Genomic DNA, 25,410 nt, shown 5'->3' on the forward strand with positions numbered 1-25,410 from the left:
CCTGCCTCAAACTCCGATCGCGCAGCCGTCGCTGCGGGGGTCGTGCGCGCCGTCGATCCATCCGTCTTCGCCAATCCGGATGACGCCGGCCTGCCCCGCCAGCGCGCTCAGCGCCGGGAGAGCGACCGTCTCGTGTCCGCGCCGGGAAAGGGCGTTCAGAACCTCCGCGCCGGCGGTCTCCTCGATCTTGAGATTGTCCCTTGTGTCGGAAAACGTCCGGCCGAGCAGGAATCTCGGCGCGGAAAGCGCTGCGAGCGGATCGAAACCGTGATCGATCAATCTGCTGAGCAGCACGGTCAGCGTTTGCGGCTGCCCGTCGGCCCCTTGCGTTCCATAGAGGAGGCAGGGCTTTCCGTCGCGCAGGCCCATGCCGGGATTGAGCGTGTAGAACGGCCGCTTGCCGGGGGCGAGCACGTTCGGACTGGCGGGATCGGTGCTGAAGGCCGCTCCGCGGTTTTGCCACAGGATGCCGGTGTCATCGAGCAGGACGCCGCTGCCCCAATCGTAATAGGTGCTTTGCAGGACACTCGCGGAGCGGCCGTTTCCATCGACCGCGGCGAGATAGACCGTATCGCCGTTCCGGAATGGGGCCGGCCATGGCAACGCCGCCTTCCGGTCGATCGCTCCGGCCTTGCGGGAAAGAACCGTGTCGGCGAGCCAGGCAGCGCAGTCCTGCGCGACATGGTCCGGATCGGCGATGCGTCCGCGCTCGAGAAACGCCTGTTTCACGGCCTCGACGCAAAGGTGATAGAAATCCGCGGATGCCGGGTCCACGTCCTGCATGGCGAAGTGCGACAGGATGCCCATGATGGAGAGCGTCGTTACCCCCTGAGACGGCGGCGGTGGTGCCAGAAGCTCCAGATCCCTGTATGTCAGGGACAGGGGAGCGACGATTTTTGCGGACGTCTTCTCCAGGTCACGCCTGCGGATGGGACTACCCGCCGCCTCCAGACCCGCTGCAATGCGGCCGGCGACCTCTCCCTCGTAGAATTCGCGATGGCCGTGCGTCGCAAGCCGCTCCAGGACGGACGCGAGCTGCGGTTGCCGCTGGATGCCTTCGGTCGCGAAGAAAGTCGAGACATTCGACCAGCCGCCGATTTCGCCCTTTCGGAACTCGTGCCAATATCTCTGCGACCGGCTGACCGGAAAGCCAGCGGCGGCGAGTTCGATCGCGTCCTCGAGAAGGCTCGAAAGGTTCTCCGTTCCGCCCCAATGCGCATGCGAATACCGCAGGGCCTCGCCCCAGCTGTCGACAAGCGCGGCGGTCGTCAGTGCCGACAGGGGGCCGCGCGCGGGGATGGTTTCGAGCTTCGGCAAATTCTCTGCCGCCTGCCCTATGCCCATGATCGCGTCGCGCCTGCCGGCGCGGTCCGCCACGAGCCAGATGGCGTCGCCGCCCAGACCGCAGAAATGCGGATAAAGAACCGTCAGCGCGGCACCTGCGGCAATCACCGCCTCGATCGCGGTGCCGCCGCGGCGCAGAACCTTCGCGCCTGCCTCGCTTGCGGCGTGATGCGGCGTGGTGACCATGCCGTGCCGGGACCGGGCTGCGGCTTGCGCCGTCTGCTGCGTGAAAATCCGTTCCGGCATCGTCATCCCCTCGGCCATCGCATGCTTTCCCGGTTTTTTCCGTCGCTGCTACTCGGAAGCCGACATGTAACGGCTGAGGATTTCGCTGATATCGGGACCGTCGTCCTTGTCGTCCACCTTGGCCCGATCCTCAACCGCGTGGAGGTGATGATCCATGATGCGGGTCGCCGCATCCGCATCGAGGTTTTTCAAGGCCTCGATAAGCTGGATATGCTCGTCGATCCCGCATTCCGCCGAATGCGGGCGCCCGAACCGGGCAAGGATCAGCGACGAGCGCGAAACCACCTGGCTGATGAAATCGATGAGCAGTTTCGAGCCGGTCAGTTCGGCGAGCAGAATATGAAATTCGCCCGCGAGGCGAATGGAGCGAGGCGAAGAGGCCTGCAGCGCCCGCTCCTCCTCCCGCACATGGCTGATCAGCGCATCGATGCCGTCCTTCGGCATGCGTTTGCAAAGCCGCTCGATCACCTCTCGCTCCAGGCAGCGGCGAAGGGCGAAGACCTCCTCCGCCTCCTCCAGCGTCGGCATGGCGACTGCGGCGCCGCGGTTCGGCTTGATCTCCACGAGGCCGTCGGAGGAGAGCCGCACCAGGGCGTTGCGTGCGCTTGTCCGGCTGACGCTGAACGTGTCGCCGATCGAATCTTCCGGCAGCTTGGTGCCGGGCTTCAGCGCCTGCTCGAGAATGGCGCGACGGAGCGAAGCGTAGATCGCGTCGCTTCTGGTCAGGTTCGTGGACATCGCTTTCGGCTTCCCGTTCGAATGCATTTTCCACGGCATATTGCATAAATTTTGTACCTTATCTACCCATTTATATTGCATCCAATTTTCTGTTGAAATTGCATACGAGATAATCTACGTTCCGCCTAAGCCGCAGAGAACGGCACTTCCAAGGCTCACGAAACGGCTTATGGGCCGCCCGATGAGAACCTCGCATGCAATTCGTCGCAGGAATGTTCTGCTGAATTGGATACAATAAAAGGGGACCAAGATGATCAAAACGAAGAGATTATTGGCGACAGGCATTGCCCTGTTCGCACTATCCATGCCGGCCGCAGCCGGCACCCTGAAATGGGGAGCCTCACGCGACATCAGCTCGCTCGATCCCTATTCCTATGGTGACAGCTTTGCGCTCGGCGTACTCAACCACGCCTATGAAGGGCTGGTGCGTTACGACCGCAACTTGAAGATCGAGCCGGCGCTCGCCGCCTCCTGGGAAATCGTTTCGCCAACCACCTGGCGGTTCAAGCTGCGCGAGGGCGTGAAATTCCACAACGGCGCCGATTTCACCGCCGAGGACGTCCAGGCCTCGCTCCTGCGCGCCAGCGATCCGAAATCGCCGCTGCGCGGCAACATTCCCTCCTACAAGGGATCGCGCGTCATCGATGCTCACACGATCGAAATCGATGTCGCGACCAATTATCCGCTGCTGCTGAACGATCTCACCACCATCTACGTCTTCGACGCGGGCTGGCTGAAGGACAACAATGCCGAAGCCCCGACCGACGTCGGCTCGGGCGTCGAAGGTTATGCCACCTATCACGAGAACGGAACGGGTCCATTCAAGGTCGAAAGCCGCCAGCCGGATGCCAAGACCGTGTTCGTGAAGTTCGACGGCTGGTGGGATAAGCCGCAACACAATATCGACCGGATCGAGCTGACGCCGATCGCCTCCAGCGCGACCCGCGTGGCAGCACTTCTATCCGGCGATATCGACTTTACCGACCAGGCGCCGGTGCAGGACCTGCCGCGGCTTGAAGCTGCCTCGTCACAGGTCAAGCTTCTCGAAGGCACCGATCTTCGCACCGTGATGATCGGCTTCAGCCAGCGCGACCAGCTTCTCTCGGGCGCACCGAACCCGATGAAGGACGTGCGCGTGCGCCAGGCGATGCAGCTCGCGATCGATCTCGACCTCATCCAGAAGCGCGTCATGCGCGGCAAGTCCCGCAATGCCGGCGCGCTCGTCGCACCGCAGATCCCGGGCTATGACGCAGCGCTGGACGAGCCGGTGAAAGCGGACCCCGAAAAGGCCAAGGCGCTTCTGAAGGAAGCCGGCGCGGAAGGCTTCGAATTCGAGTTCAACTGCGCGGACAGCCTCGTCAACGAAGAACAGATCTGTCAGGCGGTCGCCTCCATGTGGTCCCGTGTCGGCCTGAAGCCGAAGCTCGACCAGGGCACCCGCGCCGTGCAGACCCCGAAACGTTCCGCCGGCAAGGTCGATGTCTACACGCTCGGCTGGGCGACGCTGCCGATGCTCGACACTTACAGCCTCACCTCGCAGGTGCTGCACACCAAGGAAGGCTCGTTCGGCATCTTCAACTGGGGCGGCTGGTCCGACAAGGAGTTCGACGAGGTGACCAAGGCCTCCGCCGTCGAGCTCGATCAGACGAAGCGTCTTGCGATAGAAGCCCAGTCGCTGAAGATCGCCAAGGAGCACGCCCTGATGATCCCGCTGCACCAGCAGCCGCTCGCCTGGGCGACCAATGCGAAGATCGCGGATTTCCCGCTCTTCTCGGATAACCTTCCCCGCTTATGGCTGGTGAAGATGTAAATCCGAAGATCCCCGCCGTGCAACGCTTGCGGCGGGGATCGCCTCCTCCTTCTGTTCGGATAAAGGACCGCGCGCCATGCTCGCCTTCCTCATCAAGCGGATCGGCAATGCCGTTCTCGTGATGCTGACGGTCGCCTTTCTTGCATTCCTCATCTTCCGCTTCCTGGGCGACCCGGTCGAGATGATGGTCAATGAAAGCGCGACCCAGGTCGAACGCGACGAATTGCGGGCGCGCCTCGGCCTCAATGACGGCTTCCTCGTTCAATATGCCCGCTTCGTCACCAATGCCGCACAGGGCGAATTCGGCCTCTCCTGGCGCAACCAGCAATCCGTGATCGGCCTGATCGCCGAGCGTTTCCCGGCGACCTTCGAACTGGTCCTTATCGCGACCTTCCTGTCGCTCGCAATCGGCATACCACTCGGCGTGTTCACCGCGATCGGCCGCGGGCGCTGGTGGGCGGAAGGCTTGCAGTTCAGCTCGATCGTCGGTGTCTCGCTACCGAGCTTCCTCGTCGGCATCCTGCTGATCCTCATCTTTTCGGTCACGCTCGGCTGGCTACCCGGTTACGGCCGCGGCGATGTCGTGCGCGTCGGCTGGTGGTCGACGGGATTGCTGACACCTTCCGGGCGGGCGGCCGTTGTGCTGCCGGCGCTTTCGCTCTCGCTCTTCCAGATCACGCTCGTCATGCGGCTGGTGCGCGCCGAAATGCTGGAAACGCTGCGCACCGATTTCATCAAGTTCGCCCGTGCCCGCGGCGTCAGAAGACGGGCGCTGTGGTTCCGCCATGCGCTCAAGAACTGTCTGATGCCCGTGGTCACCCTCACCGCCATGCAGGTCGGCAATCTGATCGCCTTCGCGCTCGTCACGGAGACCGTCTTCCAGTGGCCAGGCATGGGCATGCTCTTCATGCAGGCGGTGACCTTCGTCGATATCCCGGTCATGGCGGCCTATCTCTGCATAGTATCCTTCATCTTCGTCACGCTGAACACGCTGGTCGATATCGCCTATGCGGTCATCGATCCGCGCCTGCGCAACGCCTGACCGGGAGGCTCTCATGACCGCCATCGAACCCGTCAAGTCTTCCGCCCCGCCCTCGCGCCTCTCGCGCGTGTTCCAATCCGATCTGTGGTGGAGCTTCAAGCAGCATCCTTCCGCGATCGCCGCCGCCATCCTGCTTGCGGTGCTGATCGGCACGGCCTTCTTCGCGCCATGGATCACGGTGCAGAACCCTTACGATCTCGCCTCGCTGGATCTGCTCAACGCTGAGATCCCGCCCGTCTGGATGGAGGGCGGGCAATGGCCGTTCCTCCTCGGCACCGACGTGCAGGGGCGTGATCTGCTTTCGGCGATCCTCTACGGTTCGCGCGCCTCGATCGTCATCGGCGCCGCCTCGGTCGCCGTGTCACTGATCGTCGGCTCGGTGGTTGGTCTCGTGGCCGGCTATTACGGCAAATGGGCGGATGGCCTCCTGATGCGCGCCGGCGACGTGCTGCTTTCCATGCCGACCATGCTGATCGCCATCCTCGTCTCGGCGCTCGCCCGGCAGATGCTACCGCCTTACCTGCGCGAAGTCGGCGCCTCGGGCGTCATCGTCTTCGCCATCTCCCTGTCGGCATGGGTGCAATATGCGCGCACCGTACGTGCCCAGACCATGGTGGAGCGCAATAAGGAATATGTGCAGGCCGCCCGGCTGATCCGCGTCTCGAAATGGCGGATCATGCTGAAACACATCCTTCCCAACACCACCACGCCGCTCCTGGTCACGGCCACGCTGAACTTCGGCCTCGGCATCCTGATCGAGGCGACACTTTCTTTTCTCGGTGTCGGCATGCCGCCTGAACAGCCGTCGCTCGGCACACTGATCCGCATCGGCAACCAGTATCTTTTCTCCGGCCTGTGGTGGATCGTGCTCTTTCCGGGCCTGCAGCTCTGCCTGCTCGTCGTCTCCATCAACGTGCTCGGCGACTGGCTGCGCGACGCCCTCAACCCCAAACTGCGCTGAGGCATATCCATGAGCGATCTTCTGATTACCAACGCAAGGCCCATGGGCGGTGCATCCGCCGATATCCTGATCAAGGGTGGCCGCATCGCCGCCATTGGACAAGGGCTCGGCGCGGAAAATATTGCGGTTGAGGATGCGGGTGGCCGTATCGCAATCCCCGGCCTGGTCGATGCCCATACCCATCTCGACAAGTCGCTCCTCGGCTATCCGTGGTACGTGAACGAGGTCGGCCCGCGGCTGATCGATAAGATCGACAACGAGCGCAAAGTGAAGCGCGAATACGGGCTCGACGCGCATGTCCAGTCCATGCGCCAGTCGCTGCAATCGGTCAGCTACGGGACGACGCTGATCCGCAGCCACGTGGATATCGATACCGACCAGGGCCTGATCGCTCTGGAAGGCGTGATGGAGACGCGCCGGCAGCTTGAAGGCGTGGTCGAGATCGAGATCGTCGCCTTTCCGCAATCCGGGCTGATGCGACGGCCGGGCACAGCGGAGCTTTTGGACAGAGCGACGGCCATGGGCGCCGATCTCGTCGGCGGCCTCGACCCCTGCGGTATGGACCGAGACCCCAAGGCCCATCTCGACACGATTTTCGCGCTCGCCGAGAAACACGGAAAAGGCATCGATATTCATCTCCATGAAGGCGGCGAGCTTGGAGCCTTCTCGATGGAGATGATCTTCGAACGCATCCGGGCTCTCGACATGCGGGGCAAGGTCGCTGTCAGCCACGCCTTCTGTCTGGGCGATCCAGACTGGAATATGACGCAGGCGCTGATCGACACCTGCGCAGAACTCGATGTCCCGATTCTCACGACCGCGCCGCCCTCGCGGGAAGTGCCGTCGCTCAAACGGCTGCGGTCGGCGGGCGTCCGCTTCGGAGCGGGTGTCGACGGCTTCCGTGACACCTGGGGACCCTATGGCAACGGCGACATGCTGGAGCGCGCCATGCTGCTCGGGATGAAGAACAACCTGCGCCGCGACGACGAACTGCTGCTGGCTCTCGATGTCTGCACCACCGGCGGAGCCAAGGCCATGGACCGGGAAGATCACGCACTCACCGTCGGCGGACGCGGTGATGTCGTGCTCGTCGAGGGCGAAACCGTCGGCGAGGCGATCGTCACGCATCAACCGCGCAATCTGGTGGTAACGGCCGGAAACGTCGTCGCGCGCGACGGCAAGAGCCTGAGGGCACGCCCATGAACTGGTCGGCTCTTCCCCTCGGCAAACGGCCGCCCGGTCGCTGGGCGCTCAAGGCCCGCTTCGTCATTGCCGATCTTCCCGAAGGCCGGCGCCTCATCCCGGATGGCGAAGTGGTGATCGAGAACGATCGCATCGTCTGGGTCGGCCGCCGCTTCGAAGGTGAGCTTTCCGCCCGTTACGACATGGGTGAGGCTCTCATCGGCCCCGGCTTCGTGGATCTCGACGCGCTCTCCGATCTCGACACGACCGTGCTCGGCATGGACAACCAGCCCGGCTGGAGGAAAGGCCGCGTCTGGCCGACGGATTATGCGGCGCGCGCTTACGAGATGTACTCGCCGGAGGAGCTCGCCTTTCAGAAGCGCTATGCCTTCGCGCAACTCCTCCTGAACGGCATCACCTCGGCCCTTCCCATCGCCTCGCTCTTCTATCGTGCCTGGGGCGAGACGGTGGCGGAGTTCGAAGCCGCCGCCGTCGCGGCCGAAGATCTCGGCCTGCGCGTCTGGCTCGGTCCCGCTTATCGCAGCGGCGGCGTGATCCTCGACGCGACGGGTGCCATGCAGCCGGTGTTCGATGAGGAGCGCGGACTTGCCGAACTCGCCGATGCGGCGGCCTTAGCCCGGCGCATCCATGGCGCCGCCGGCGGCCTGATCTCCGGCATGTTCGCGCCGGACAGGGTGGAGACATGCACCGAAACGCTGCTGCGCCACACATTCGACACCGCGAACGATCTCGATATGCCGGTACGCCTACATATGGCGCAGGGCGAGATGGAATTGCAGACGGTCCGTCGTCTGCACGGCGTCACAGCGCCGGAATGGCTCGACCGTCTCGGCCTTCTTTCCCCGCGCCTGATCGCGCCGCATGCGACTGTCGCCATCGATGACGATCTCGCCCGTTATGCGGCGAGCGGCGTGACCATCGCCCATTGCCCGCTCGTCTCGGCCCGTCACGGCTCCTCGCTGAAATCATTTTCCAGGGTAAAGTCGATGGGCATCCGCATCGGCATGGGCACCGACACCGCGCCGCCCGACATGGTGCTGAACATGGCCGTCGGCGTGATGGCGAACCGCATCGCCGAAGGCCGCGGTGATACCGGATCGGCCGCCGAATTCTACGACGCGGCGACCATCGCCGGCGCGGACGCCCTCAATCGCCCTGACCTCGGACGCATTGCGCCGGGTTCGAAGGCCGATATCGCCGTCTTCGACATGGCGGACCGTATGATCGCCCCGCGCATCGACCCGGTCCAAACCCTCGTCTACGGCGCGACCGGCCGCGTCACGCGCGCCACGATCGTCGACGGCCGGCTCTCCATGCGTGATGGGCAGGTGGCCGGCATCGATCTTGCCGCAGCCCGAGGCCAAGCCCAGGCGCAGTTCGATGGACTTGTCGCGCGATATCCGGAACGCACGTTCGGGCATCCGCCCGTCGAAGAGATTTTCCCGCCGAGCTATCCGCTCGGCCAGACCTCGAGCGAGGTGTCACAATGAACAGTCAGACCCCGGCCCTTGAGGTCAAAGGCCTGTCCGTCGAGTTTCCGACCCGCAAAGGTGTTTTGACGGCCCTTTCGGATGTGTCGCTGACCGTCGAGCGCGGCGAGATTCTCGGCGTCGTCGGTGAATCCGGCGCGGGCAAATCGATGACCGGCATGGCCGTGCTCGGCCTGCTCGAACCGCCGGGCCGCATCGCCGCCGGCGAGATCCGCATCGGCGGCCAGCGCACCGACAATCTGAGCGACGCGGAAATGGAAACCGTGCGCGGCCGCATGGTCGGCGCGATCTTCCAGGATCCGTTGACCTCGCTCAATCCACTCTTCTCCGTCGGCCAGCAGCTCACCGAAACGATCCGGCTGCATTCCGATCGGAACCGGGCTGAGGCGCGTGCCCATGCGATCGGCCTTCTGAAACAGGTCGGCATTCCAGGCGCGGACGAGCGCATAGACCACTATCCGCACCAGTTTTCCGGCGGCATGCGGCAGCGCGTGGTCATCGCGCTGGCGCTCGCCGGCAATCCCCAGCTGATCATCGCCGACGAGCCGACGACGGCGCTCGACGTCTCTATCCAGGCGCAGATCACCACGCTCCTGCGCACCCTTTGCCGCGAACATGGCGCCGGCGTCATGCTCGTCACCCACGACATGGGCGTCATCGCAGAGACCGCGGACCGGGTGGCCGTCATGTATGCCGGCCGCGTCATCGAGGTCGGCTTGGTCGAGGAGGTGCTGAACAAGCCGAAGCATCCCTATACGCGGGGCCTCATGGGCTCGATCCCGGCGCTCGGCGCACGCGTCGAGCGCCTCACCCAGATCGACGGCGCCATGCCGCGGCTCAACGCCATCCCGCCCGGCTGCGCCTTCAATCCGCGCTGTTCGGAGGCCGGCGCGCGCTGTCGCGAGGTGCGCCCGGCACTGGTGGCGAATGCCCGTGGCAGCGTCGCCTGCCTGGTTCACGATGGAGGTGTCGCATGAGAAGCCCTGACAATGCGCTGGAAGTGGATCAACTGACACGCGTCTTCGACGTGTCCGCCCCTTGGCTGAACCGGGTGATCGACCGCAAGCCGAAACGCTACCTGCGCGCCGTGCAGGACGTCACCTTCACCGTCCGGAAGGGCAAATGCCTGGCGCTCGTCGGCGAATCCGGCTGCGGCAAGTCCACCGTGGCGCGCCTGGTGACCGGTCTCTATGCGCCGAGCGAGGGCGCCATCCTTTTCGCACCGGCCCAAAAGGGTGCAAACAGCGGCAAGCCTATGGAAGCGCAGATGATCTTCCAGGACCCGCATGCGAGCCTCAATCCGCGCTGGCGCGTCGGCGACATCATAGCCGAGCCGATCCGCGAATTCGGCCTTCGTGACGGCAACGAGGCGATCGCCGCGCGTGTCGCCGAACTGCTGCGAACCGTCGGCCTCTCGCCGGACGATGCCGGACGTTACCCGCACGAGTTCTCCGGCGGCCAGCGGCAGCGCATCTCGATCGCGAGGGCTCTGGCAAGCGAGCCGGAATTCCTCGTCTGCGACGAACCGACATCCGCGCTCGACGTCTCGGTCCAGGCGCAGATTCTCAACCTGATGCGCAAATTGCAGGACGAGCTCGGCCTTACCTACCTCTTCATCAGCCACAATCTGGCGGTCGTCCGGCACATGGCCGACCGTATCGCCGTCATGTATCTCGGCCGGATCGTCGAGGAGGCGGAGACCGAGGCGCTCTTCGCCGATCCGCAGCATCCCTATACGCAGCTCCTGCTGCAGACGATCCCAGACGTCGCCTCCCCCAACCGCAACCGGGAGCTCATGGGCGGCGAGCCGCCAAGCCCGCTCGACCCGCCGAAGGGCTGCGCCTTCCATCCGCGCTGTCCGCTCGCCGCGGAACGCTGCAGAACGAGCGCACCCGAGGTGCGGGCACGGCAGGGTGGCGGCACGGTCGCCTGCCATCTGGCGCCTTAAAAACTAACAGAAGATTTGAGGAAACCCCATGAACGAGATCACAACGGTTTTCACCAATGCAAAGCTCGCCGACGGGCTGCTCCATGACATCCATGTCGCGAACGGCCGCATCACCTCGATCGAGCCCGTATCGTCGCGGAAAGCACCCGAAAGCGCGATCGATATTTCCGGTGACCTCCTCGTTCCGGGTTTCGTCGAAGGGCACATCCATCTCGATACGAGCTTCTATGGCGGCAAATGGGTGCCGCACCGTCCCTGCACCAATGGCTTCGACGTGCATGAGCGCGTCGCCTTCCAGGCGGAAAACATGGCCAAGGCCGAGCCCATGGACGAGCGGGCCCGCAATCAGCTCGATCTTTGCATCGCCAGCGGCACGCTGCAGATGCGCAGCCACGTCATGGTGGATGGCTCGGTCGGGCTGAAATCGCTGGAGACGATCCTCGCGATCCGCGAGGAATACAGGGACAGGATCGATATCCAGCTCGTCGCCTTTCCCCAGAGCGGCATCCTTGATAGCCCGGGCACGCCGGAACTTCTCGACGAGGCGATAGGATTGGGTGCGGATCTGGTCGGTGGCCTTGATCCGGCAAGCTTTGACCGGGATGTCAAAGGCCATCTCGACGTGGTCTTCGGCATTGCCGCAAAACGCGGTGTCGATATCGACATCCACCTGCATGAGGCAGGCACGATGGGCGCCTTTACCATCGAGGAAATCTGCGCCCGAACGGTCGCGCTCGGCATGCAGGGGCATGTCGCGATCAGTCACGCCTATGGTCTCGGCGACCTGGCGCCTGACGCCGCCCGCAAGATCGCCGGCAAGATCGAAAAAAGCGGCATATCGATCATGACCAATGCGCCGGGTCACCACACTTTCCCGCCGGTGGCGCTCCTGCGCAGCGAAGGCGTCAACGTCTTCAGCGGTAGCGACAATATCCGCGATTCCTGGTGGCCCTATGGCGATGGCGACATGCTGCATCGGGCGGAAATCATCGGATACCGGTCCGGCTTCTTTACCGACGACGAACTGGCCGCCGCCTTCGAGATCGTTACGACGGCAGGCGCCAGAGCTTTGCGCCTCGAAGGCTACGGAATCGAAGTCGGCGCGAAAGCAGATTTCGTCACGCTCGACGCTGCCCATGTGCCGGAGGCGGTGGTCGCCTTTCCGAAGAACCGCAGGGTCTTCAAAGCCGGACGGCTGGTCGCCGAAGGCTGCGCGGTCTTAAGATAGAAGAACCCCGCATATTTTCATGATCGAGGGCGTCCCGCCGGCGAGGATAGGGACGCCCTCTGACTGCTGTGGAATAGCGCGGCTACCCGATCAGCTTGAGCAGGGCCGGAACGCTTAAGACGGCTGCATAGTAGCCCATGAACTGGACGCCGGTATTCATCCCCAGCACGCGATAGAGCAGACCGCCCACCAGTCCCACGGTGAGGATGACCAGCAAGGCCAGGACACCGCCCTCCCATAGGCCGATCACCAGCACCAGCCCGACGAATGTGGCGATGATCGCCTCGTGGCTGATGCGCTTTGCAACGAAGACCGCGGCGCTGCGCGCGTGGTTCATCGCGAAGGGATAAGCGATCGCCGTGGCGATCACGACCGAAACCAGCCCCCAGATCAGGAATTCGGGCACGGAAAGCATCGTGTGCAGGTTGTTGACCACGCCCGTCTCGCTGTTGACTGTGAAACGCGGCGGCGCGTTGAACAAGGGTGCGGCGGGACCGGCAGCAACCGGGCTGAGCGGCAGGCCGAAGGCGATCAGCGGGGTCAGCGCCCCGGCGGTGGAGGGCGATTCCGTCACGCCGTTTCGAACGGCGAGAACGGAGGTCAGCCGGTGATAGGCGTGCTTGATGCGGGCTCCCACCACCTCGCCCGCGATCACGGTCATCGCCACAGGGCTGAAAACGAAGGTCGCACTGGTGACGGCAGCCGCGGCCGCCGTGGCCCGCGTCTGGCTACGGTCGAGCACGCGAAATGGGTTCGGGAAGTATCCGCCCCATCCCCTGACGTCCGGCGCGAGCGTCGTTTCGCGCAGTTCGCTGCGGTTCATGCGCTTGCGCTCCAGCGGCGACGCCGCCGAGACGAGTTCAGCCACCAGCGGGCCAACTGCGATGCCCAGAAAATAGCTGACGCCCAGCTTCACGTCATGCCCCGCCGTAAATCCCTGCAGAGCCACGATGAGCAGGGTGAACGGGATCAGCGCGATGATGGAAGCCCAGCGCCCGGCCGAGAAATAGGCGATCAGCACGGAAGCCGCGATGAAAAGCCAGGGGGCCGAAGCGGTGATATAGCTGCCGAACGGCGCGAGGATCACCGCAAACAGCACCGCCAGGGGCACCGCGATGAAGGCCGAGATGACCGATCCGGCAAGCATCTTGCGCAATGCGATATGCGGCGCACCGAGATTGCGCAAGGCCGACGCCTGCTGCAGCAGCGGCAGCGCCATCGTGTCGCCTGGAATGCCCAGCAGCGCCGTCGGCACGGCATGCGTCATGTGCTTGGAAACCGCAGCGCACATCCAGAACGTGAAGACGCCGGCGGGCGGCGCGCCGAGCAGCACCACCAGCAGCGTCACCGGCGCGATCGTCGTCGTTTCGTCAGTACCCGAGATCAGCCCGATGGCGGAAAACAGCACCGAGCCCAGCAATCCGAGCCCCAGCGCGATGAGAATTTCGTAAAGCAAGCCGTCCATATCAGTTCCCCTCCCCGCTGCGGGCACGATTGCGCTCATAGTCGCGGAAGAGGTCGTAAAGCCCGACCTCCTTCATCTCTCCGGCGACGGAGGCGGGCAGGTCTTCGACCTTGCCGATCGGACCACCCTCCTGCACGAGCTGGTCGAGCACTTCGGTCTGCCACATGGCGCCGGTCGGAACCTCCTCGACCACGACGCGCTTGGGCCTGAAGGCGCGGGCGCAAATCGCTCCGCCGATGATGCAGCCGATAATGCCGGCAAGCATTGCCACCGCCTTGCCGATGGCCGGCGTGGCGGCAAGCGGTGCGATGGTTTCCAGCGCAATGCCGTAGACGGCAAGGCTCACCGCCGCGCCGATAAGAATGGCCTTGCCAAGCTGCGGGCGCGATACGACGTCGCCCCAGATTTCGGCAAGTTGTCCTTCCGTACCCGCCGCGCGGGCCGGAGTTCGATCCGTCATGTTGTCCTCCCATGATTTAGGCGACCGGCGAAGCTCCCCCTCCCCCGGTCGCGGATTTCAGATGCCCTTGCGGATTTCGGCCAGAATTTCCTCCGCTCGCGCGGCACGCACGTCATGATCGGCGGCAAGCCTGCGGGAAACGATATCGATCTCCTCGCCGGTCGCGCCGGCGCCGATGGCGATATTGCGGGCATGCAGCGCCATATGGCCGCGCTGTATCCCCTCGGTCGCCAGCGCCCTGAGCGCCGCCATGTTCTGTGCAAGCCCGACAGCCACGGTCACTTCGGCCAGTTCCACGGCGGAACCGACATTCAGAACCTGCAGCGCGGCCTGTGCCGCCGGATGGGTCTTCGTCGCCCCGCCCACGAGGCCGAGAGCCATGGGCATCTCGATCGTGCCGACCAGATTGCCCTTCGCGTTGACCTCCCATGTCGTGAGCGACGTGTAATGCCCGGAGCGTGCCGCATAGGCATGAGCTCCCGCTTCTATCGCGCGCCAGTCATTGCCGGTAGCCACCACCACGGGGTCTATCCCGTTCATGATGCCCTTGTTGTGGGTCGCCGCACGATAAGGATCGACGGCTGCGAACTCATAGGCATCGATAATGCCTTCGATCATGCGCCTGCCCGAAAAATCCTTGGTTGCCAGCGCCTCCTCGGTTACCTCGATGCGGGCGCGCGCCAGGCGCAGATCGGCAAGGTTCGACAGGATGCGCAGCCGCACCTCGCCGCCGGTGATGCGCTCGACGATCGGAGCGATCGCTTCCGCCATGGTGTTCACAGTGTTGGCGCCCATCGCATCGCGAACGTCGACCAAAAGATGCAGGACGACCATCGCGCCGCGTGCCGTTGAGGAAAAAACATGGACCTCTATGTCGCGGCATCCGCCGCCGAACTTCACCAGAACCGGGTCCTTGGCATTCGCCGCCTCGATGATTTCGTCGCGCGCCGCAAGGATGGCGAGCCGCGCACCGAACGGATCGGTGACGCCGAGAAGCTGGACCTGCGCCCGCATGACCGGAGCCGTGGACGATGTCTGGAAGCCGCCGCAGCCGCGCACGATCCGCGCCATGTAGGACGCCGCCGCAACGACCGAAGGCTCTTCCACAGCCATCGGAACCAGATATTCGCGGCCATTGACCACAAAGTTCGTCGCTACGCCCAGCGGCAGCTGGAACGTGCCGATCACGTTCTCGATCATGCCGTTGGCGCGGTCGACCGGCAGCGCATCGGGCGCAGCAAGCGTCGCGCGCGCCTCGTCGTCGAGCCCGGCCGCGGCGGCCACCTGATCCAGCCGCTCTGCGGGCGACAGATTGCGAAAGTTCTCGAGCCGCGAGGTCGCGGTCCGTTTTGGCGTCCTATTCAAAAAATCCTCCCGGCAGTCGGCAATCACGAAGCCGAAGCTTGCGTTCAACGTAAACTGTCCTAAAATTCCCGCATCAATCAAGGGACAGTTGGTGGGTAAATCAACAACACTGTCCCAACGTGATTTTGGGACAAGTCATGAGCCGGGTGGATAACATCGTCGCGCAGATCAGCGGACAGATTTCGTCCGGGCTCTATCGCGCCGGGCAGAAACTGCCCTCGGTGCGGGGTGGAGCGGAACAGTTCAGCGTCTCGAAAAACACCATGGCCGAGGCTTATGATCGTCTCGTCGCGCGCGGACTGGCCGTGGCGCGGCAGGGTTCGGGCTATTACATCACCGGCAACCGGCCTCCTCCCGCGCCCCGCATCCGGCCGGACGTCACCGAGGCGACGAGCATCGTTTCGCTGCTTCGCGAGCAGCTCGACCAGCATTACGAAACCCGCCCCGGCGATGGCCGCCCTCCCGCAAGCTGGACCGAGGACGGGCATATGCGCCGCATCCTGCGCTCCGGAAGAACGGCGACCGGGCAAATCGAGTTCGGCTATGGCAGTTCCTGGGGTCTCGGCGCGCTGCGGGACTGGCTGCGCATGTCGCTTGCCGAAAGATCGATCCCGACCGAGCCGGACGGCATCATGCTGACCAGCGGAGTCAATCATGGGCTTGACCTGATCATTCGCCATCTTATCGAGCCGGGCGATACGGTCTTTGTCGACAGCCCCGGATATTATCCGCTCTTCGCCAAACTCAGGTTGGCCAAGGCGACAGTTATCCCGGTGCGTCGTCTTGAGGACGGTCCGGACCTCGCCGATCTTCAGGACAAGCTCGCGCAGCATCATCCGAAGGTCTTCTTTACGCAGAGCCAGGCGCATAATCCGACCGGCGGCGCGCTTTCACCCGCCACCGCGTTCAGCCTTCTGCAAATGGCGGAGATCCATGATTTCCGCATCGTCGAGGACGATATCTTCGCCGATCTGCTGGCGCCCACCCTGCCGCGCCTCGCGGCCTTCGGCCAGCAGCGGCGCGTGCTTTATGTCGGGTCCTTTTCCAAGACGCTCTCGGCCAGCCTGCGCTGCGGCTATGTCGCCGGCGACCCGGAGCTGATCCGCGGTCTGGTCGACCTGAAGATGATCACCACCGTCGCAACCTCCGCGCATGTGGAGCGGCTGGTGACGGACATGATCGAAAGCGGCCAATATCTCAAGCATCTGCGCCGCCTGCGCAACCGGATGGAGGACGCGACCAAGGCGACCGTCCGCGCGCTCTCCGACATCGGGCTGGAGGTGGCGCTGCCGCGCGTGCCGGGATTCTATCTATGGGTTCCCCTGCCCCAATCGATCGATGAGCGTGAATTCTGCCGTCGTGCCGCCGCAGCCGACATATTCGTCGCTCCGGCAAGCGTCTTTCACCCCGACCGCGATCCGCCCCGCCGGCCGGGAATGCGGGTCAACGTCGCCTATGGCGCGGACCCGCGCTTCTGCGCCTTCTTACGCCACGAACTTGGAACATCGGACACATGAGCAAAAACATGGAACATATCCGGCTGGTCGAAGTCGGCCCTCGCGACGGCCTGCAAAACGAGGCGCGCCCGCTCGGCGTCGCCGATCGCGTGGCCATGATCGAAGGCCTGATCGCCGCAGGTCTGACGACCATCGAGGCGGGCAGCTTCGTCTCGCCCAAATGGGTGCCGCAAATGGCGGATTCGGCCGAGGTTTTCCGCCGCCTGTCCAAGCGCGAGGGGGTGAACTTCCCCATGCTGGTGCCCAATCTGAAAGGGTTCGAGGCCGCGCTTGATGCCGGTGTCGGGGAAATCGCGATCTTCGCATCCGCATCGGAGAGCTTTTCGCAAAAGAACATCAATTGCTCGATTGCCGAAAGCTTCGAACGGTTCGCACCGGTCATGGAAGGCGCGCGCGCGGCAAAAATCCGCGTCCGGGGTTATGTCTCATGTGTGCTGGGCTGCCCTTACGAAGGACCGGTCGCGCTGGCGGCGGTGGTCGATGTTGCGAAACGATTGCACCGGATGGGCTGCTACGAAATCTCGCTGGGAGATACGATAGGAACCGGCACGCCGCGCGCCGCGGCCGCCATGGTTCGCGCCATCGCCGGCGAAGTTCCGATCGCCGCGCTGGCGCTTCACGCGCACAATACCTACGGTCAGGCGCTGGCGAACATACTGGCCTGCCTCGAAGAAGGCGTGCGGGTGTTCGACGCCTCGGTCGGGGGGCTTGGAGGCTGCCCCTATGCCAAGGGGGCGACCGGCAATGTCGCGACCGAAGAGCTTATCTATATGCTTGAAGGTATGGGCATCCGCACGGGCATCGATATCGATGCGCTGTGCCGGGTGGCGCTCGAAACATGCGCGAAGCTTGGCCATGAGCCCGCCTCCGGCGTCGCAAGGGTCTTCGCCGCAAACAACCGCCGCGATCCGGATTGAACGCGGCCTTCGGCGATGTCGAAAACAACGCCCGGACATAGGCCGCGCGGATGATCCGAACCGCTTCCTGCCGATTGGTAGGCGGGCCATACATCGCGGCGACGTTGGCTGTGGCGTTCCAGTGGTATGATAAAACAGCCCAACGAACGTGTCTCTAGCGGCACAAGAATCCTGGGCCTATGCGGCGTGCTGAGCATTACTTGATGATTGGACATCATCTCTGATTGCGGATGTATTCGAGGAAAGCCCGCATGGCCGCGCTCGTATGCCGCCGGCTCGGATAATAGAGATACCAACTCGGCAGCTTCTGCTTCCAGTCGGTGAGCAATTCGATAAGTCTGCCTTGTTCGACATCGTCGCGGACATAATCCTCGAACAGGTGAGCTATCCCCGATCCCGCAAGTGCGGCCTGGAGCTCCTGATGCGCCGAACTCAGCGTCAATCGGCCTTTCGGAGTGATTTCCACGTCCTCGCCGTCCTTCTCAAACTTCCACGTCACCATGGTTCCGCCGGGGAAACGGCGACGAATACAGTCGTGCAGCAAGAGGTCGTGCGGTGAGCCGGGTCGACCGCGCCTGCGAAGATAATCGGGCGAGGCCACGATCGCATATCGCAGGGCGGGGCCGAGCGGCATGGCGATCATGTCCTGGGCAAGCTGGTTTCCGAAGCGCACGCCGGCATCGAAACCCTGCTCCACGATATCGATGATCGCGGCATCGCTGACGATCTCGATGTTGACGTCGGGATAAATTTTCATGAACTCGAAGGCCAGAGGGCACAGAACGTGGTCGGCGGCCGGACCCGGTGCATTGATCCGCACGGTGCCGGATGGGCGCTCGCGAAGCTGATTGAGATCGTCGATCGCCGTTCTGATATCGTGAAGAGCGGGCCTCAGCCGCTCGAGAAGCCGCTCGCCCGCTTCAGTAGGCGCCACGCTGCGTGTCGTTCGGTTCAAGAGCCGGATGCCCAGCGCTTCCTCGAGCACGCTGATCGATTGACTGATGGCGGACGACGAAACGCCCCTGCCAAGCGCGGCGGCTCTGAAACCACCACGGCGCACGACGTCCTCGAATATCTCCAGGCTATCAAGGCGTAGCGGCCGCATTGCAAAGTCCTGCTTAATAAGCTGATCCGTTTTGATTAGCTTATCTGCACGCCCGACCTGTGTCATCCCTAGAGAAATCAAACGCGGCACCTGCGATCAGGGATTTGGACGAGGTCAAGAACATGGGTGAAATAACACTGAACCGCAGAAAGATCATGCTGACAGCCGCGTCGGCGGTGACGGGGCTGATCTTGCCGGTCGGCACGGCCTTTGCGCAGGCTGCTCCCGCCGCGCCGACCCCGGCTCAGGCTGGAAATGCTGGCCACTACCATTTTCGCGTCGGCGATATCTCGGCGACCGTGTTGAGCGACGGGCTGATCGGCGGCCCTCCATGGGTCTATGCCAGCGATGCGCCGGAGGCGGAACTGCAGGAAGTTCTGAGGCGCGCCTTCCTGCCGACAGACCGCCTGATGCTCAATATCAACACGCTTCTTGTCGAGACGAATGGCAGGCGGATCCTCCTCGAAGCCGGGGCCGGGCAGACTATGGGTCCGCAAGGCGGACGCATCTTCGAGAACCTGGCCGCCATCGGTTTGGCGCCCGAGGACATCGACGTCGTGGTCGTCTCGCACACGCACCCGGACCATGTCGGCAACCTTCGAACCGCCGACGGCGGCAAGGCATTTCCGCGGGCGGCCGTCTTTGCGCCCCGTGCCGATTGGGACTTCTTCGTCCGCAACGATCCGGACCTTTCCTACATGCCGGTGCCCGAGGATTTCCGCCGCAATTTCGCAGCCGCCATCAAGCGGAGCGTCGAACCCGTCACCAGCGGGATCGAGCTCTACGAAGCCGGCGAGGAGATCGTCCCTGGGCTGGCCACGCTTCCGGCATTCGGCCACACCCCCGGCATGGCGAACTTCCTTGTCCACTCCGGGAGCGATCAGCTCCTGCTGACGGCCGATCTCGCCTACCACCCGATCGTCAATGTCGACCGGCCGTGGTTGCCTGGGCCGGATCGCGACAAGGACACCGCCCTCGCCTCCCGCCGCCGCATCTTCGACATGGCGGCGGCAGACCGGCTCCTGGTTCTCGGCTTCCACTATCCGTTCCCGGGCCTTGGCCGAATGCTCAAGATCGACGCCGGCTACGCTTGGGTCCCGGTCAACTGGCAGTTCTGATCCGGTGAACCACGGAGGCCCCGCAATGACGACATCAAGGCGCGCACTTCTTTCGGGTTTTCTCGCCATGCCGCTCGTGCCGCTTTCCGGAGCGATCGCCTTCGGACAGGAGGCGCCGTCGCTGCCGCTGACGCGCGCCTGCGCCGATGGAGATGAACCAACGCCCGCCCGTGAGGCCGGTCCGTTCTTCAAGCCGAATTCACCGTTGAAACAGGATCTCTATCCGGATGCGCCGGGCGGCGAGCGCATCACCATCGCCGGCTATGTCCTCGATGATCGCTGCCGCCCAACGCCGCGTAGCCTCGTTGAAATCTGGCAAGCAGATGAAAACGGCGAGTACGATCGTCAAGGCTTCCGATTGCGAGGACATCAGTTCGCCGACGAGCAGGGGCGCTGGTGGTTCAACACCGTCGTGCCGGCGCTCTATCCGGGACGCACGCGACACTTCCATTTCAAAGTTCAACGGCCGGGCGGAGATGTTCTGACGACGCAGCTCTTCTTTCCGGGCGAGCCGGGCAATGCGCACGATCGGATCTTCGATGAAACGCTGCTCATGACGATCAACCCCGCGGGCGACGGTCAGTTCGCACGCTTCGACTTTGTGGTCTGAGCCAATGGGTGATGATGAAAGGTCGCTCGTTGCCGGCTCCTTTCACGGGTCGGAGCGGTCATCGTATGTGGCTTGGCGCCAGTGAACTAGCCGGCGGGCGCGGCAATGGAGCGTCACCTGACACCGTCAACCACGAGCAAATACTACTCGGAGGGAGAAAATCCATGAGTGAACACGACCCATCGCCTCATGACCGAAGCCACGACCTGTCGATCAATCGACGCGACGTGATGCTGGTCGGCGTGGCTATGACCGGCGTCACGCTCGTCGGGTTTGGCGAGACGACAGCCGCGACGCCGTCAGCACCGGTTGCCCGGCCCGAAATGAACCTGACGATCCATTTTCAGGTCAACGGGCGACCAATCGAAATGTCGGTCGATCCGCGCGCCTCGCTGCTCGACGTGTTGCGTGAGCAACTCGACCTGACTGGAGCGAAGAAGGGCTGCGACCATGGTCAGTGTGGGGCTTGCACCGTGCATGTCGATGGTCGCCGCGTGGCGTCCTGCCTGACGCTCGCCGCGAAGATGGAGGGGCGCGCAGCGCTGACCATCGAAGGGTTAACGCCGGCGGACGGACCGCTTCATCCGATGCAGCAGGCGTTCATTGATCACGATGCACTCCAATGCGGCTACTGCACGCCTGGGCAGATCATGGCTGCGGTCGCCTGCGTGCAGGAGGGCCATGCGTCCAGCGAAGCTGAGATCAGGGAATACATGAGCGGCAACATCTGCCGATGCGGAGCCTATGTCGGCATCGTCGCGGCGATTCGAGACGCCGCTGTGACTATGGGAGGCTGAGCAATGCGACCGTTCACCTATGCGCGCGCCACATCCATCGACGGGATCCACGCGGTTCAATCAGCGACCGGAGCCCGCATTCTCGCCGGCGGTACGACACTTTACGATCTGATGAAGCTCGGCATCGAAACGCCAGGCCACCTCGTCGACGTGACCAGTATCGCCGGCCTCGACGAGATACGCTCCCATCAAGACGAGCTGATCTTCGGTGCCTTGGTCACCATGAGCGATGCGGCCGCCCATCCGGCGGTGCTCCAGCGGGCGCCGGTGCTTGCAGAGTCGCTCTCGAAAGCAGCCTCCCCGCAATTGCGCAACATGGCAACACTCGCAGGTAACCTGCTTCAAAGGACCCGTTGCGCCTATTTCCGGAACGGTCCCGAATATCCCTGCAACAAACGAATGCCTGGAAGCGGGTGTGCTGCGCTCGACGGTTTGGACCGCGGCCATGCTTTGTTCGGTGGCAGTAGATCCTGTATCGCGGTCTATCCCGGAGACTGGGCGGTTGCTCTGGCCGCCCTCGACGCCACGGTGGATGTCCACGGTTCGCGTGGAATGCGCACCCTTGAGGTCGCCAATCTTCACCGCCTTCCAGGCGACACGCCGCATCTCGAGACGGTGCTCGAGCCGGACGAGATGATCTTGAACATCCGCGTTCCAGTCGGGCGGCTGGGGCAAGCCTCGACCTACCACAAGATACGTGACCGAGAATCCTACGCCTTCGCTCTGGTCTCGGCGGCCGTAGCGCTGGAGCTGGATGACGGCATGGTGAGGCAGGCACGCATCGCTCTCGGAGGTGTCGCGACCCGGCCGTGGCGCGTGCCGGCGGCCGAGGCTGCGCTGGCTGGACAGCGCCTCGACCGCGCTGCCGCCCTGGAGGCCGGACGAGTGGCATTCGCCGATGCTCGCCCCGGCCAGCATAACGGTTTCAAGGTTGCGCTGGGCACTGCGGCCGTCGCCGACGCATTGATGATCGCCGCGGAGAGGAGCCCGAGCCGATGAACCAGACCATCTATCCCGATCGCGCGCGGGTCGATGCCCGCGACAAGGTGCGCGGCGTCACACGGTTTGCCGCCGATATGCCGATGCAACGCGTCGCCCACGCCATGACCGTGCCCTCGCGGATCGTGCGCGGACGCCTTGCCGCTGTCGATATCGATGCGGCGCGGGCTGTCGATGGCGTCCTCGCGGTTCTCACCTGGCGCGACTTTAAGGGCGTGAAATCCGCTGGCTACCTCATGGGCGGTGGCTTCGGCTTTCAGAGCCACCAGCCGATGCTGTCTGATCGCCTCGTCCATCGCGGCGAGCCGATTGCGCTTGTGGTGGCAGAAACCTTGGAGATCGCGATCGAGGCCGCGGCGCTGGTCGAGGCCAGCTACGAGGAGGAGCAGTTCGCAGCGCTTCTCGGCGATACGCGCGCGGAAGTCCTCGCTCCGCAACCCGGTCATGACATGGGGGATGCGCAGGCAGTGCTTGCTTCCGCGACCTTCCGTGTAGACGCTGAGTATCTGTCCCCGGCGCAGTTCCAGAACCCGATGGAGATGATCGCGACCGTCGCGGAATGGCGCGACGGAACGTTGACTATACATGAGGGAACACAGAACTCCGGCGCACTCAAATTCGGCATGGCGGCGGCTCTCGGCCTCGATCCCGCGCGCGTGCGAGTGGAGAGCGCCTATCTCGGCGGTGGTTTCGGCCAGAAGAACTCCCTTCAGGGGCAGACGGTGCTGGCCGCGCGCGCCGCCATGCTGCTCGGCCGGCCGGTGAAGCTCGTCATGCCGCGGGCACAGCTCTTTCACACCGCAAGCTTTCGTCCCGCCAGCCGCCACAGGATCCGGCTGGGCGCGGATGCCGATGGACGGATCGTGGCGGCAAGTTACGACGCCGATATGCAGAACAGCCGGCCGGACACGTTCCGAGCGAGCTTCAGCGAGATCACCGCACGGCTCTACGCCATCCCGAACTACACGAGCACTGCGCGGCTCGTGCGCACTGACGTGCAGTCGCCGGGTTACATGCGTGCGCCGTTCGAGCATCCCGCTGCCTTCGCTTTCGAGAGCGCTGTGGACGAACTGGCCTATGCAGCTGGCCGCGACCCTCTGGCCTTTCGTCTCGCCAATGACGCGGAGACGGATCCCGTCACGGGGCATCCCTTCTCGTCACGCTTCCTCGCCGAATGCCTCAGGGACGGCGCGGAACGCTTCGGCTGGTCGCGGCGCGACCCGGCGCCTGGGTCGATGCGCGCTGCCGACGGCACGCTGATCGGTTGGGGGGTCGCCGCTGGCGCGTACAAGGCTGCCATGGCCCCGGCGATCGCGCGCCTTCGGGTCAGAGCAGACGGAACGACCCGGATTTCCCTCAGTGGCCATGAGATGGGGCAGGGCATTCGGACCGCCATCTTCGCGGCGGTGACCGATGGATTAGCCATCGATCCGGCGCGCGTCGAGATCGTCATCGGTGACCCGGACGCCGCGCCCCAGCATGTCACCGCGGGCTCCTGGGGGACGGCTAGCTCGGTTCCGGTCGTTCGAAGGGCTGTGCAGGCGATGCAGGCTCGCTTTGAGGAATTCAGGGACGGAAGGCCCATTCGCGGCACCATCCACGAGATGCTCGCTCGTTGGCGACGGCCCTACATTGAGGTCGAGTCCCGCCTGCAGGCACCCGGCCAGCCCGACACCGTGTTCGATCGGCTTCAGCGGGGCCTACCCGCAGCCGCCGGCCCGGAGTACGAGCCCTTCGTGAGCTTCAGCTACATCGCACACTTCGTCGAGGTGCGTGTCGAGCCGACGACGCGGCATGTCCGCGTGCCGCGTATCGTGAGCGTCGTCGATTGCGGCCGTATCGTGAGCCCGCGCACAGCGGAAAGCCAGGTTCGCGGCGGAGTCGTTTGGGGCATCGGCGCGGCGCTGCGCGAGACAGCCGAGATCGATCCGCGGTTCGGCGGCGTGCTGAACAACGACTTTGCTGAATACGTCGTGCCGGTGAACGCCGATATCGGCGCGATTGAGGTGGGCTTCATCGATCGACCGGACCCGCTGCTTAACGAGGCTGGCGTGAAAGGGCTCGGCGAGGTTGCCATGGTGGGCGTCGCCGCGGCGATCGGCAACGCGATCTTCCATGCCACGGGGCGGCGGCTTCGGGAACTGCCGATCCGCATCGAACATCTTTTCTAGGGGGCCGATCGCCCAGCCCGCGGCGCGCCGAGATCCGTGCATGAGCTTACAAAGAGGAGACTATTGGATGAGCGAACAGCAGGTTTCTGGTTTCAGCCGGCGCGGCTTCATCGGTGCTTTAGGCACGGGAGCCGCCATACTGGGTTCAACACCTTTCTTTTCCGGGATGGCCCACGCCCAAGGCCAACCGAGCGCGCCGGCGGCGGCCTCCACGACATCTGCACGAACACGAACGATTCCGAGAACGGAGCAGACCCTCACCACACTCGGCCTCGGCACCTTCCTGACCTTTGACGCACTGCCGGGCGATGATCGCAAGAATCTGGGGGAGGTCTTTCGGCGCTATGTGGCGGGCGGCGGCCGGGTCGTCGACACGTCGCCCCTCTACGGGTCGGCGGAAGTCTCTGTTGGCGCGTTCCTCGCAGGCACACCGGAGGCATCCGAGATTTTCGTCGCCAACAAAATCTGGTCGACCGGCGAATATCTCGGCGACGAGAGCCATGCCGTGGCAAGTTTCGAGCAGTCGAGGCTGCGCATCTGGCGCGACACGATCGACCTCATGCAGTGCCACAGCATCGTCAACGCCCCGGTCGTCCTGCCCCTCATGCAGGCATGGAAGAAGGAAGGTCGCATTCGCTACGTCGGCGTGACCCACCATGAAACCGGCGCGCAGGATCAACTCACCGAGCTCGTCGAGCGTGGCGGTGTCGATTTCATTCAGACAAACTACTCGATCTTCAACCGCAGCGCCGAGCGCCGCCTGTTGCCGACCGCCGCCGCCCGCGGGGTCGGCGTCGTCATCAACCTTCCGCTCGAAAAGGCCCGCCTGATGAAGGTGGTGGAAGGGCGCTCGCTGCCGGACTTCGCGCGGGAATT

22 protein-coding genes are annotated in these 25,410 nt (G+C 64.1%); 16 read left to right on the forward strand and 6 right to left on the reverse strand.

Annotated elements, in window-relative coordinates; all coding sequences use genetic code 11:
- Nucleotides 1-6: 6 nt before the first annotated feature.
- Both YH62_RS15210 and YH62_RS15215 read right to left on the reverse strand, forming a co-directional pair.
- A complete protein-coding gene (locus YH62_RS15210; RefSeq protein WP_245282096.1) occupies nucleotides 7-1,590 on the reverse strand; it encodes a gamma-glutamyltransferase family protein in 1,584 nt (527 codons plus the stop codon).
- Between the two features lie 48 nt (nucleotides 1,591-1,638).
- The gene (locus YH62_RS15215; protein WP_052760420.1) at nucleotides 1,639-2,328 is read right to left on the reverse strand and encodes a GntR family transcriptional regulator; all 690 of its coding nucleotides are present in this window, start codon (nucleotides 2,326-2,328) and stop codon (nucleotides 1,639-1,641) included.
- Nucleotides 2,329-2,578: 250 nt separating this feature from the next.
- On the opposite strand from YH62_RS15215, the gene YH62_RS15220 reads away from it, so the two are divergent.
- The 8 genes from YH62_RS15220 (at nucleotide 2,579) to YH62_RS15255 (ending at nucleotide 12,010) form a co-directional block, all read left to right on the forward strand.
- Nucleotides 2,579-4,138: an ABC transporter substrate-binding protein gene (locus YH62_RS15220; protein WP_046795029.1), complete on the forward strand. Its 1,560-nt coding sequence runs from the start codon at nucleotides 2,579-2,581 to the stop codon at nucleotides 4,136-4,138.
- A 76-nt stretch (nucleotides 4,139-4,214) separates the two neighbouring features.
- Nucleotides 4,215-5,180 carry an ABC transporter permease gene (locus tag YH62_RS15225; RefSeq protein ID WP_046795030.1) on the forward strand — a complete coding sequence of 322 codons (966 nt, stop codon included), beginning with the start codon at nucleotides 4,215-4,217 and terminating at the stop codon, nucleotides 5,178-5,180.
- A gap of 13 nt (nucleotides 5,181-5,193) precedes the next feature.
- Nucleotides 5,194-6,141, forward strand: coding sequence for an ABC transporter permease (locus YH62_RS15230; protein WP_046795031.1), 948 nt, complete (start codon nucleotides 5,194-5,196; stop codon nucleotides 6,139-6,141).
- Between the two features lie 9 nt (nucleotides 6,142-6,150).
- The gene (locus YH62_RS15235; protein ID WP_046795032.1) at nucleotides 6,151-7,344 is read left to right on the forward strand and encodes an amidohydrolase family protein; all 1,194 of its coding nucleotides are present in this window, start codon (nucleotides 6,151-6,153) and stop codon (nucleotides 7,342-7,344) included.
- Nucleotides 7,341-8,834, forward strand: coding sequence for an amidohydrolase family protein (locus YH62_RS15240; protein ID WP_046795033.1), 1,494 nt, complete (start codon nucleotides 7,341-7,343; stop codon nucleotides 8,832-8,834). The genes YH62_RS15235 and YH62_RS15240 overlap by 4 nt, the downstream gene beginning before the upstream one ends.
- Nucleotides 8,831-9,811 carry an ABC transporter ATP-binding protein gene (locus tag YH62_RS15245; RefSeq protein ID WP_046795034.1) on the forward strand — a complete coding sequence of 327 codons (981 nt, stop codon included), beginning with the start codon at nucleotides 8,831-8,833 and terminating at the stop codon, nucleotides 9,809-9,811. Before YH62_RS15240 ends, YH62_RS15245 begins: the two co-directional genes overlap by 4 nt.
- Nucleotides 9,808-10,782 carry an ABC transporter ATP-binding protein gene (locus YH62_RS15250; RefSeq protein WP_046795035.1) on the forward strand — a complete coding sequence of 325 codons (975 nt, stop codon included), beginning with the start codon at nucleotides 9,808-9,810 and terminating at the stop codon, nucleotides 10,780-10,782. Before YH62_RS15245 ends, YH62_RS15250 begins: the two co-directional genes overlap by 4 nt.
- A 28-nt stretch (nucleotides 10,783-10,810) precedes the next feature.
- Entirely contained in the window at nucleotides 10,811-12,010 is a 1,200-nt protein-coding gene (locus tag YH62_RS15255; protein WP_046795036.1) for an amidohydrolase family protein, read from the forward strand.
- 82 nt (nucleotides 12,011-12,092) lie between these two features.
- On the opposite strand, the gene YH62_RS15260 is transcribed toward YH62_RS15255, so the two are convergent.
- The 3 genes from YH62_RS15260 to YH62_RS15270 are packed head-to-tail and all read right to left on the reverse strand — an operon-like array spanning nucleotide 12,093 to nucleotide 15,300.
- Complete coding sequence (locus YH62_RS15260) at nucleotides 12,093-13,475, reverse strand: tripartite tricarboxylate transporter permease (RefSeq protein WP_046795037.1); 1,383 nt, start codon at nucleotides 13,473-13,475, stop codon at nucleotides 12,093-12,095.
- A gap of 1 nt (nucleotide 13,476) precedes the next feature.
- Nucleotides 13,477-13,935 (reverse strand): hypothetical protein, encoded by a 459-nt coding sequence (locus tag YH62_RS15265; RefSeq protein ID WP_046795038.1) that lies wholly within the window; start codon nucleotides 13,933-13,935, stop codon nucleotides 13,477-13,479.
- 57 nt (nucleotides 13,936-13,992) lie between these two features.
- Nucleotides 13,993-15,300, reverse strand: a complete 1,308-nt coding sequence (locus tag YH62_RS15270; RefSeq protein ID WP_046795130.1) for a hydroxymethylglutaryl-CoA reductase, degradative — start codon at nucleotides 15,298-15,300, stop codon at nucleotides 13,993-13,995.
- A 137-nt stretch (nucleotides 15,301-15,437) separates the two neighbouring features.
- On the opposite strand from YH62_RS15270, the gene YH62_RS15275 reads away from it, so the two are divergent.
- Complete coding sequence (locus YH62_RS15275) at nucleotides 15,438-16,817, forward strand: PLP-dependent aminotransferase family protein (RefSeq protein WP_046795039.1); 1,380 nt, start codon at nucleotides 15,438-15,440, stop codon at nucleotides 16,815-16,817.
- Nucleotides 16,814-17,734, forward strand: a complete 921-nt coding sequence (locus tag YH62_RS15280; protein ID WP_082118357.1) for a hydroxymethylglutaryl-CoA lyase — start codon at nucleotides 16,814-16,816, stop codon at nucleotides 17,732-17,734. Before YH62_RS15275 ends, YH62_RS15280 begins: the two co-directional genes overlap by 4 nt.
- Nucleotides 17,735-17,948: 214 nt before the next feature.
- On the opposite strand, the gene YH62_RS15285 is transcribed toward YH62_RS15280, so the two are convergent.
- Nucleotides 17,949-18,905 (reverse strand): LysR family transcriptional regulator, encoded by a 957-nt coding sequence (locus YH62_RS15285; protein ID WP_046795040.1) that lies wholly within the window; start codon nucleotides 18,903-18,905, stop codon nucleotides 17,949-17,951.
- Nucleotides 18,906-18,994: 89 nt separating this feature from the next.
- Between YH62_RS15285 and YH62_RS15290 the strand changes: the two genes are divergently transcribed.
- The 6 genes from YH62_RS15290 to YH62_RS15315 form a co-directional block, all read left to right on the forward strand.
- Nucleotides 18,995-19,957, forward strand: coding sequence for an MBL fold metallo-hydrolase (locus YH62_RS15290; RefSeq protein WP_046795132.1), 963 nt, complete (start codon nucleotides 18,995-18,997; stop codon nucleotides 19,955-19,957).
- A gap of 25 nt (nucleotides 19,958-19,982) precedes the next feature.
- Complete coding sequence (locus YH62_RS15295) at nucleotides 19,983-20,567, forward strand: intradiol ring-cleavage dioxygenase (protein WP_046795041.1); 585 nt, start codon at nucleotides 19,983-19,985, stop codon at nucleotides 20,565-20,567.
- A gap of 164 nt (nucleotides 20,568-20,731) precedes the next feature.
- Nucleotides 20,732-21,364: a (2Fe-2S)-binding protein gene (locus YH62_RS15300; RefSeq protein WP_046795042.1), complete on the forward strand. Its 633-nt coding sequence runs from the start codon at nucleotides 20,732-20,734 to the stop codon at nucleotides 21,362-21,364.
- Between the two features lie 3 nt (nucleotides 21,365-21,367).
- Nucleotides 21,368-22,363, forward strand: a complete 996-nt coding sequence (locus YH62_RS15305; protein WP_046795043.1) for a xanthine dehydrogenase family protein subunit M — start codon at nucleotides 21,368-21,370, stop codon at nucleotides 22,361-22,363.
- Complete coding sequence (locus YH62_RS15310) at nucleotides 22,360-24,534, forward strand: xanthine dehydrogenase family protein molybdopterin-binding subunit (protein ID WP_046795044.1); 2,175 nt, start codon at nucleotides 22,360-22,362, stop codon at nucleotides 24,532-24,534. The genes YH62_RS15305 and YH62_RS15310 overlap by 4 nt, the downstream gene beginning before the upstream one ends.
- Before the next feature lie 67 nt (nucleotides 24,535-24,601).
- Nucleotides 24,602-25,410: aldo/keto reductase (locus YH62_RS15315; protein ID WP_046795045.1), on the forward strand; the 809-nt coding region annotated here is incomplete at its 3' end.

It is taken from the genome of Rhizobium sp. LC145 (genome assembly GCF_001005825.1).
GTDB lineage: Bacteria > Pseudomonadota > Alphaproteobacteria > Rhizobiales > Rhizobiaceae > Neorhizobium.

What these genes read in the sequence shown, in the direction of transcription:
- YH62_RS15210 (WP_245282096.1), bottom strand. Translation starts at nt 1,590, where the DNA reads ATGCCGGAACGGATTTTCACGCAGCAGACGGCGCAAGCCGCAGCCCGG.
- YH62_RS15215 (WP_052760420.1), bottom strand. Translation starts at nt 2,328, where the DNA reads ATGTCCACGAACCTGACCAGAAGCGACGCGATCTACGCTTCGCTCCGT.
- YH62_RS15220 (WP_046795029.1), top strand. Translation starts at nt 2,579, where the DNA reads ATGATCAAAACGAAGAGATTATTGGCGACAGGCATTGCCCTGTTCGCA.
- YH62_RS15225 (WP_046795030.1), top strand. Translation starts at nt 4,215, where the DNA reads ATGCTCGCCTTCCTCATCAAGCGGATCGGCAATGCCGTTCTCGTGATG.
- YH62_RS15230 (WP_046795031.1), top strand. Translation starts at nt 5,194, where the DNA reads ATGACCGCCATCGAACCCGTCAAGTCTTCCGCCCCGCCCTCGCGCCTC.
- YH62_RS15235 (WP_046795032.1), top strand. Translation starts at nt 6,151, where the DNA reads ATGAGCGATCTTCTGATTACCAACGCAAGGCCCATGGGCGGTGCATCC.
- YH62_RS15240 (WP_046795033.1), top strand. Translation starts at nt 7,341, where the DNA reads ATGAACTGGTCGGCTCTTCCCCTCGGCAAACGGCCGCCCGGTCGCTGG.
- YH62_RS15245 (WP_046795034.1), top strand. Translation starts at nt 8,831, where the DNA reads ATGAACAGTCAGACCCCGGCCCTTGAGGTCAAAGGCCTGTCCGTCGAG.
- YH62_RS15250 (WP_046795035.1), top strand. Translation starts at nt 9,808, where the DNA reads ATGAGAAGCCCTGACAATGCGCTGGAAGTGGATCAACTGACACGCGTC.
- YH62_RS15255 (WP_046795036.1), top strand. Translation starts at nt 10,811, where the DNA reads ATGAACGAGATCACAACGGTTTTCACCAATGCAAAGCTCGCCGACGGG.
- YH62_RS15260 (WP_046795037.1), bottom strand. Translation starts at nt 13,475, where the DNA reads ATGGACGGCTTGCTTTACGAAATTCTCATCGCGCTGGGGCTCGGATTG.
- YH62_RS15265 (WP_046795038.1), bottom strand. Translation starts at nt 13,935, where the DNA reads ATGACGGATCGAACTCCGGCCCGCGCGGCGGGTACGGAAGGACAACTT.
- YH62_RS15275 (WP_046795039.1), top strand. Translation starts at nt 15,438, where the DNA reads ATGAGCCGGGTGGATAACATCGTCGCGCAGATCAGCGGACAGATTTCG.
- YH62_RS15280 (WP_082118357.1), top strand. Translation starts at nt 16,814, where the DNA reads ATGAGCAAAAACATGGAACATATCCGGCTGGTCGAAGTCGGCCCTCGC.
- YH62_RS15285 (WP_046795040.1), bottom strand. Translation starts at nt 18,905, where the DNA reads ATGACACAGGTCGGGCGTGCAGATAAGCTAATCAAAACGGATCAGCTT.
- YH62_RS15290 (WP_046795132.1), top strand. Translation starts at nt 18,995, where the DNA reads ATGCTGACAGCCGCGTCGGCGGTGACGGGGCTGATCTTGCCGGTCGGC.
- YH62_RS15295 (WP_046795041.1), top strand. Translation starts at nt 19,983, where the DNA reads ATGACGACATCAAGGCGCGCACTTCTTTCGGGTTTTCTCGCCATGCCG.
- YH62_RS15300 (WP_046795042.1), top strand. Translation starts at nt 20,732, where the DNA reads ATGAGTGAACACGACCCATCGCCTCATGACCGAAGCCACGACCTGTCG.
- YH62_RS15305 (WP_046795043.1), top strand. Translation starts at nt 21,368, where the DNA reads ATGCGACCGTTCACCTATGCGCGCGCCACATCCATCGACGGGATCCAC.
- YH62_RS15310 (WP_046795044.1), top strand. Translation starts at nt 22,360, where the DNA reads ATGAACCAGACCATCTATCCCGATCGCGCGCGGGTCGATGCCCGCGAC.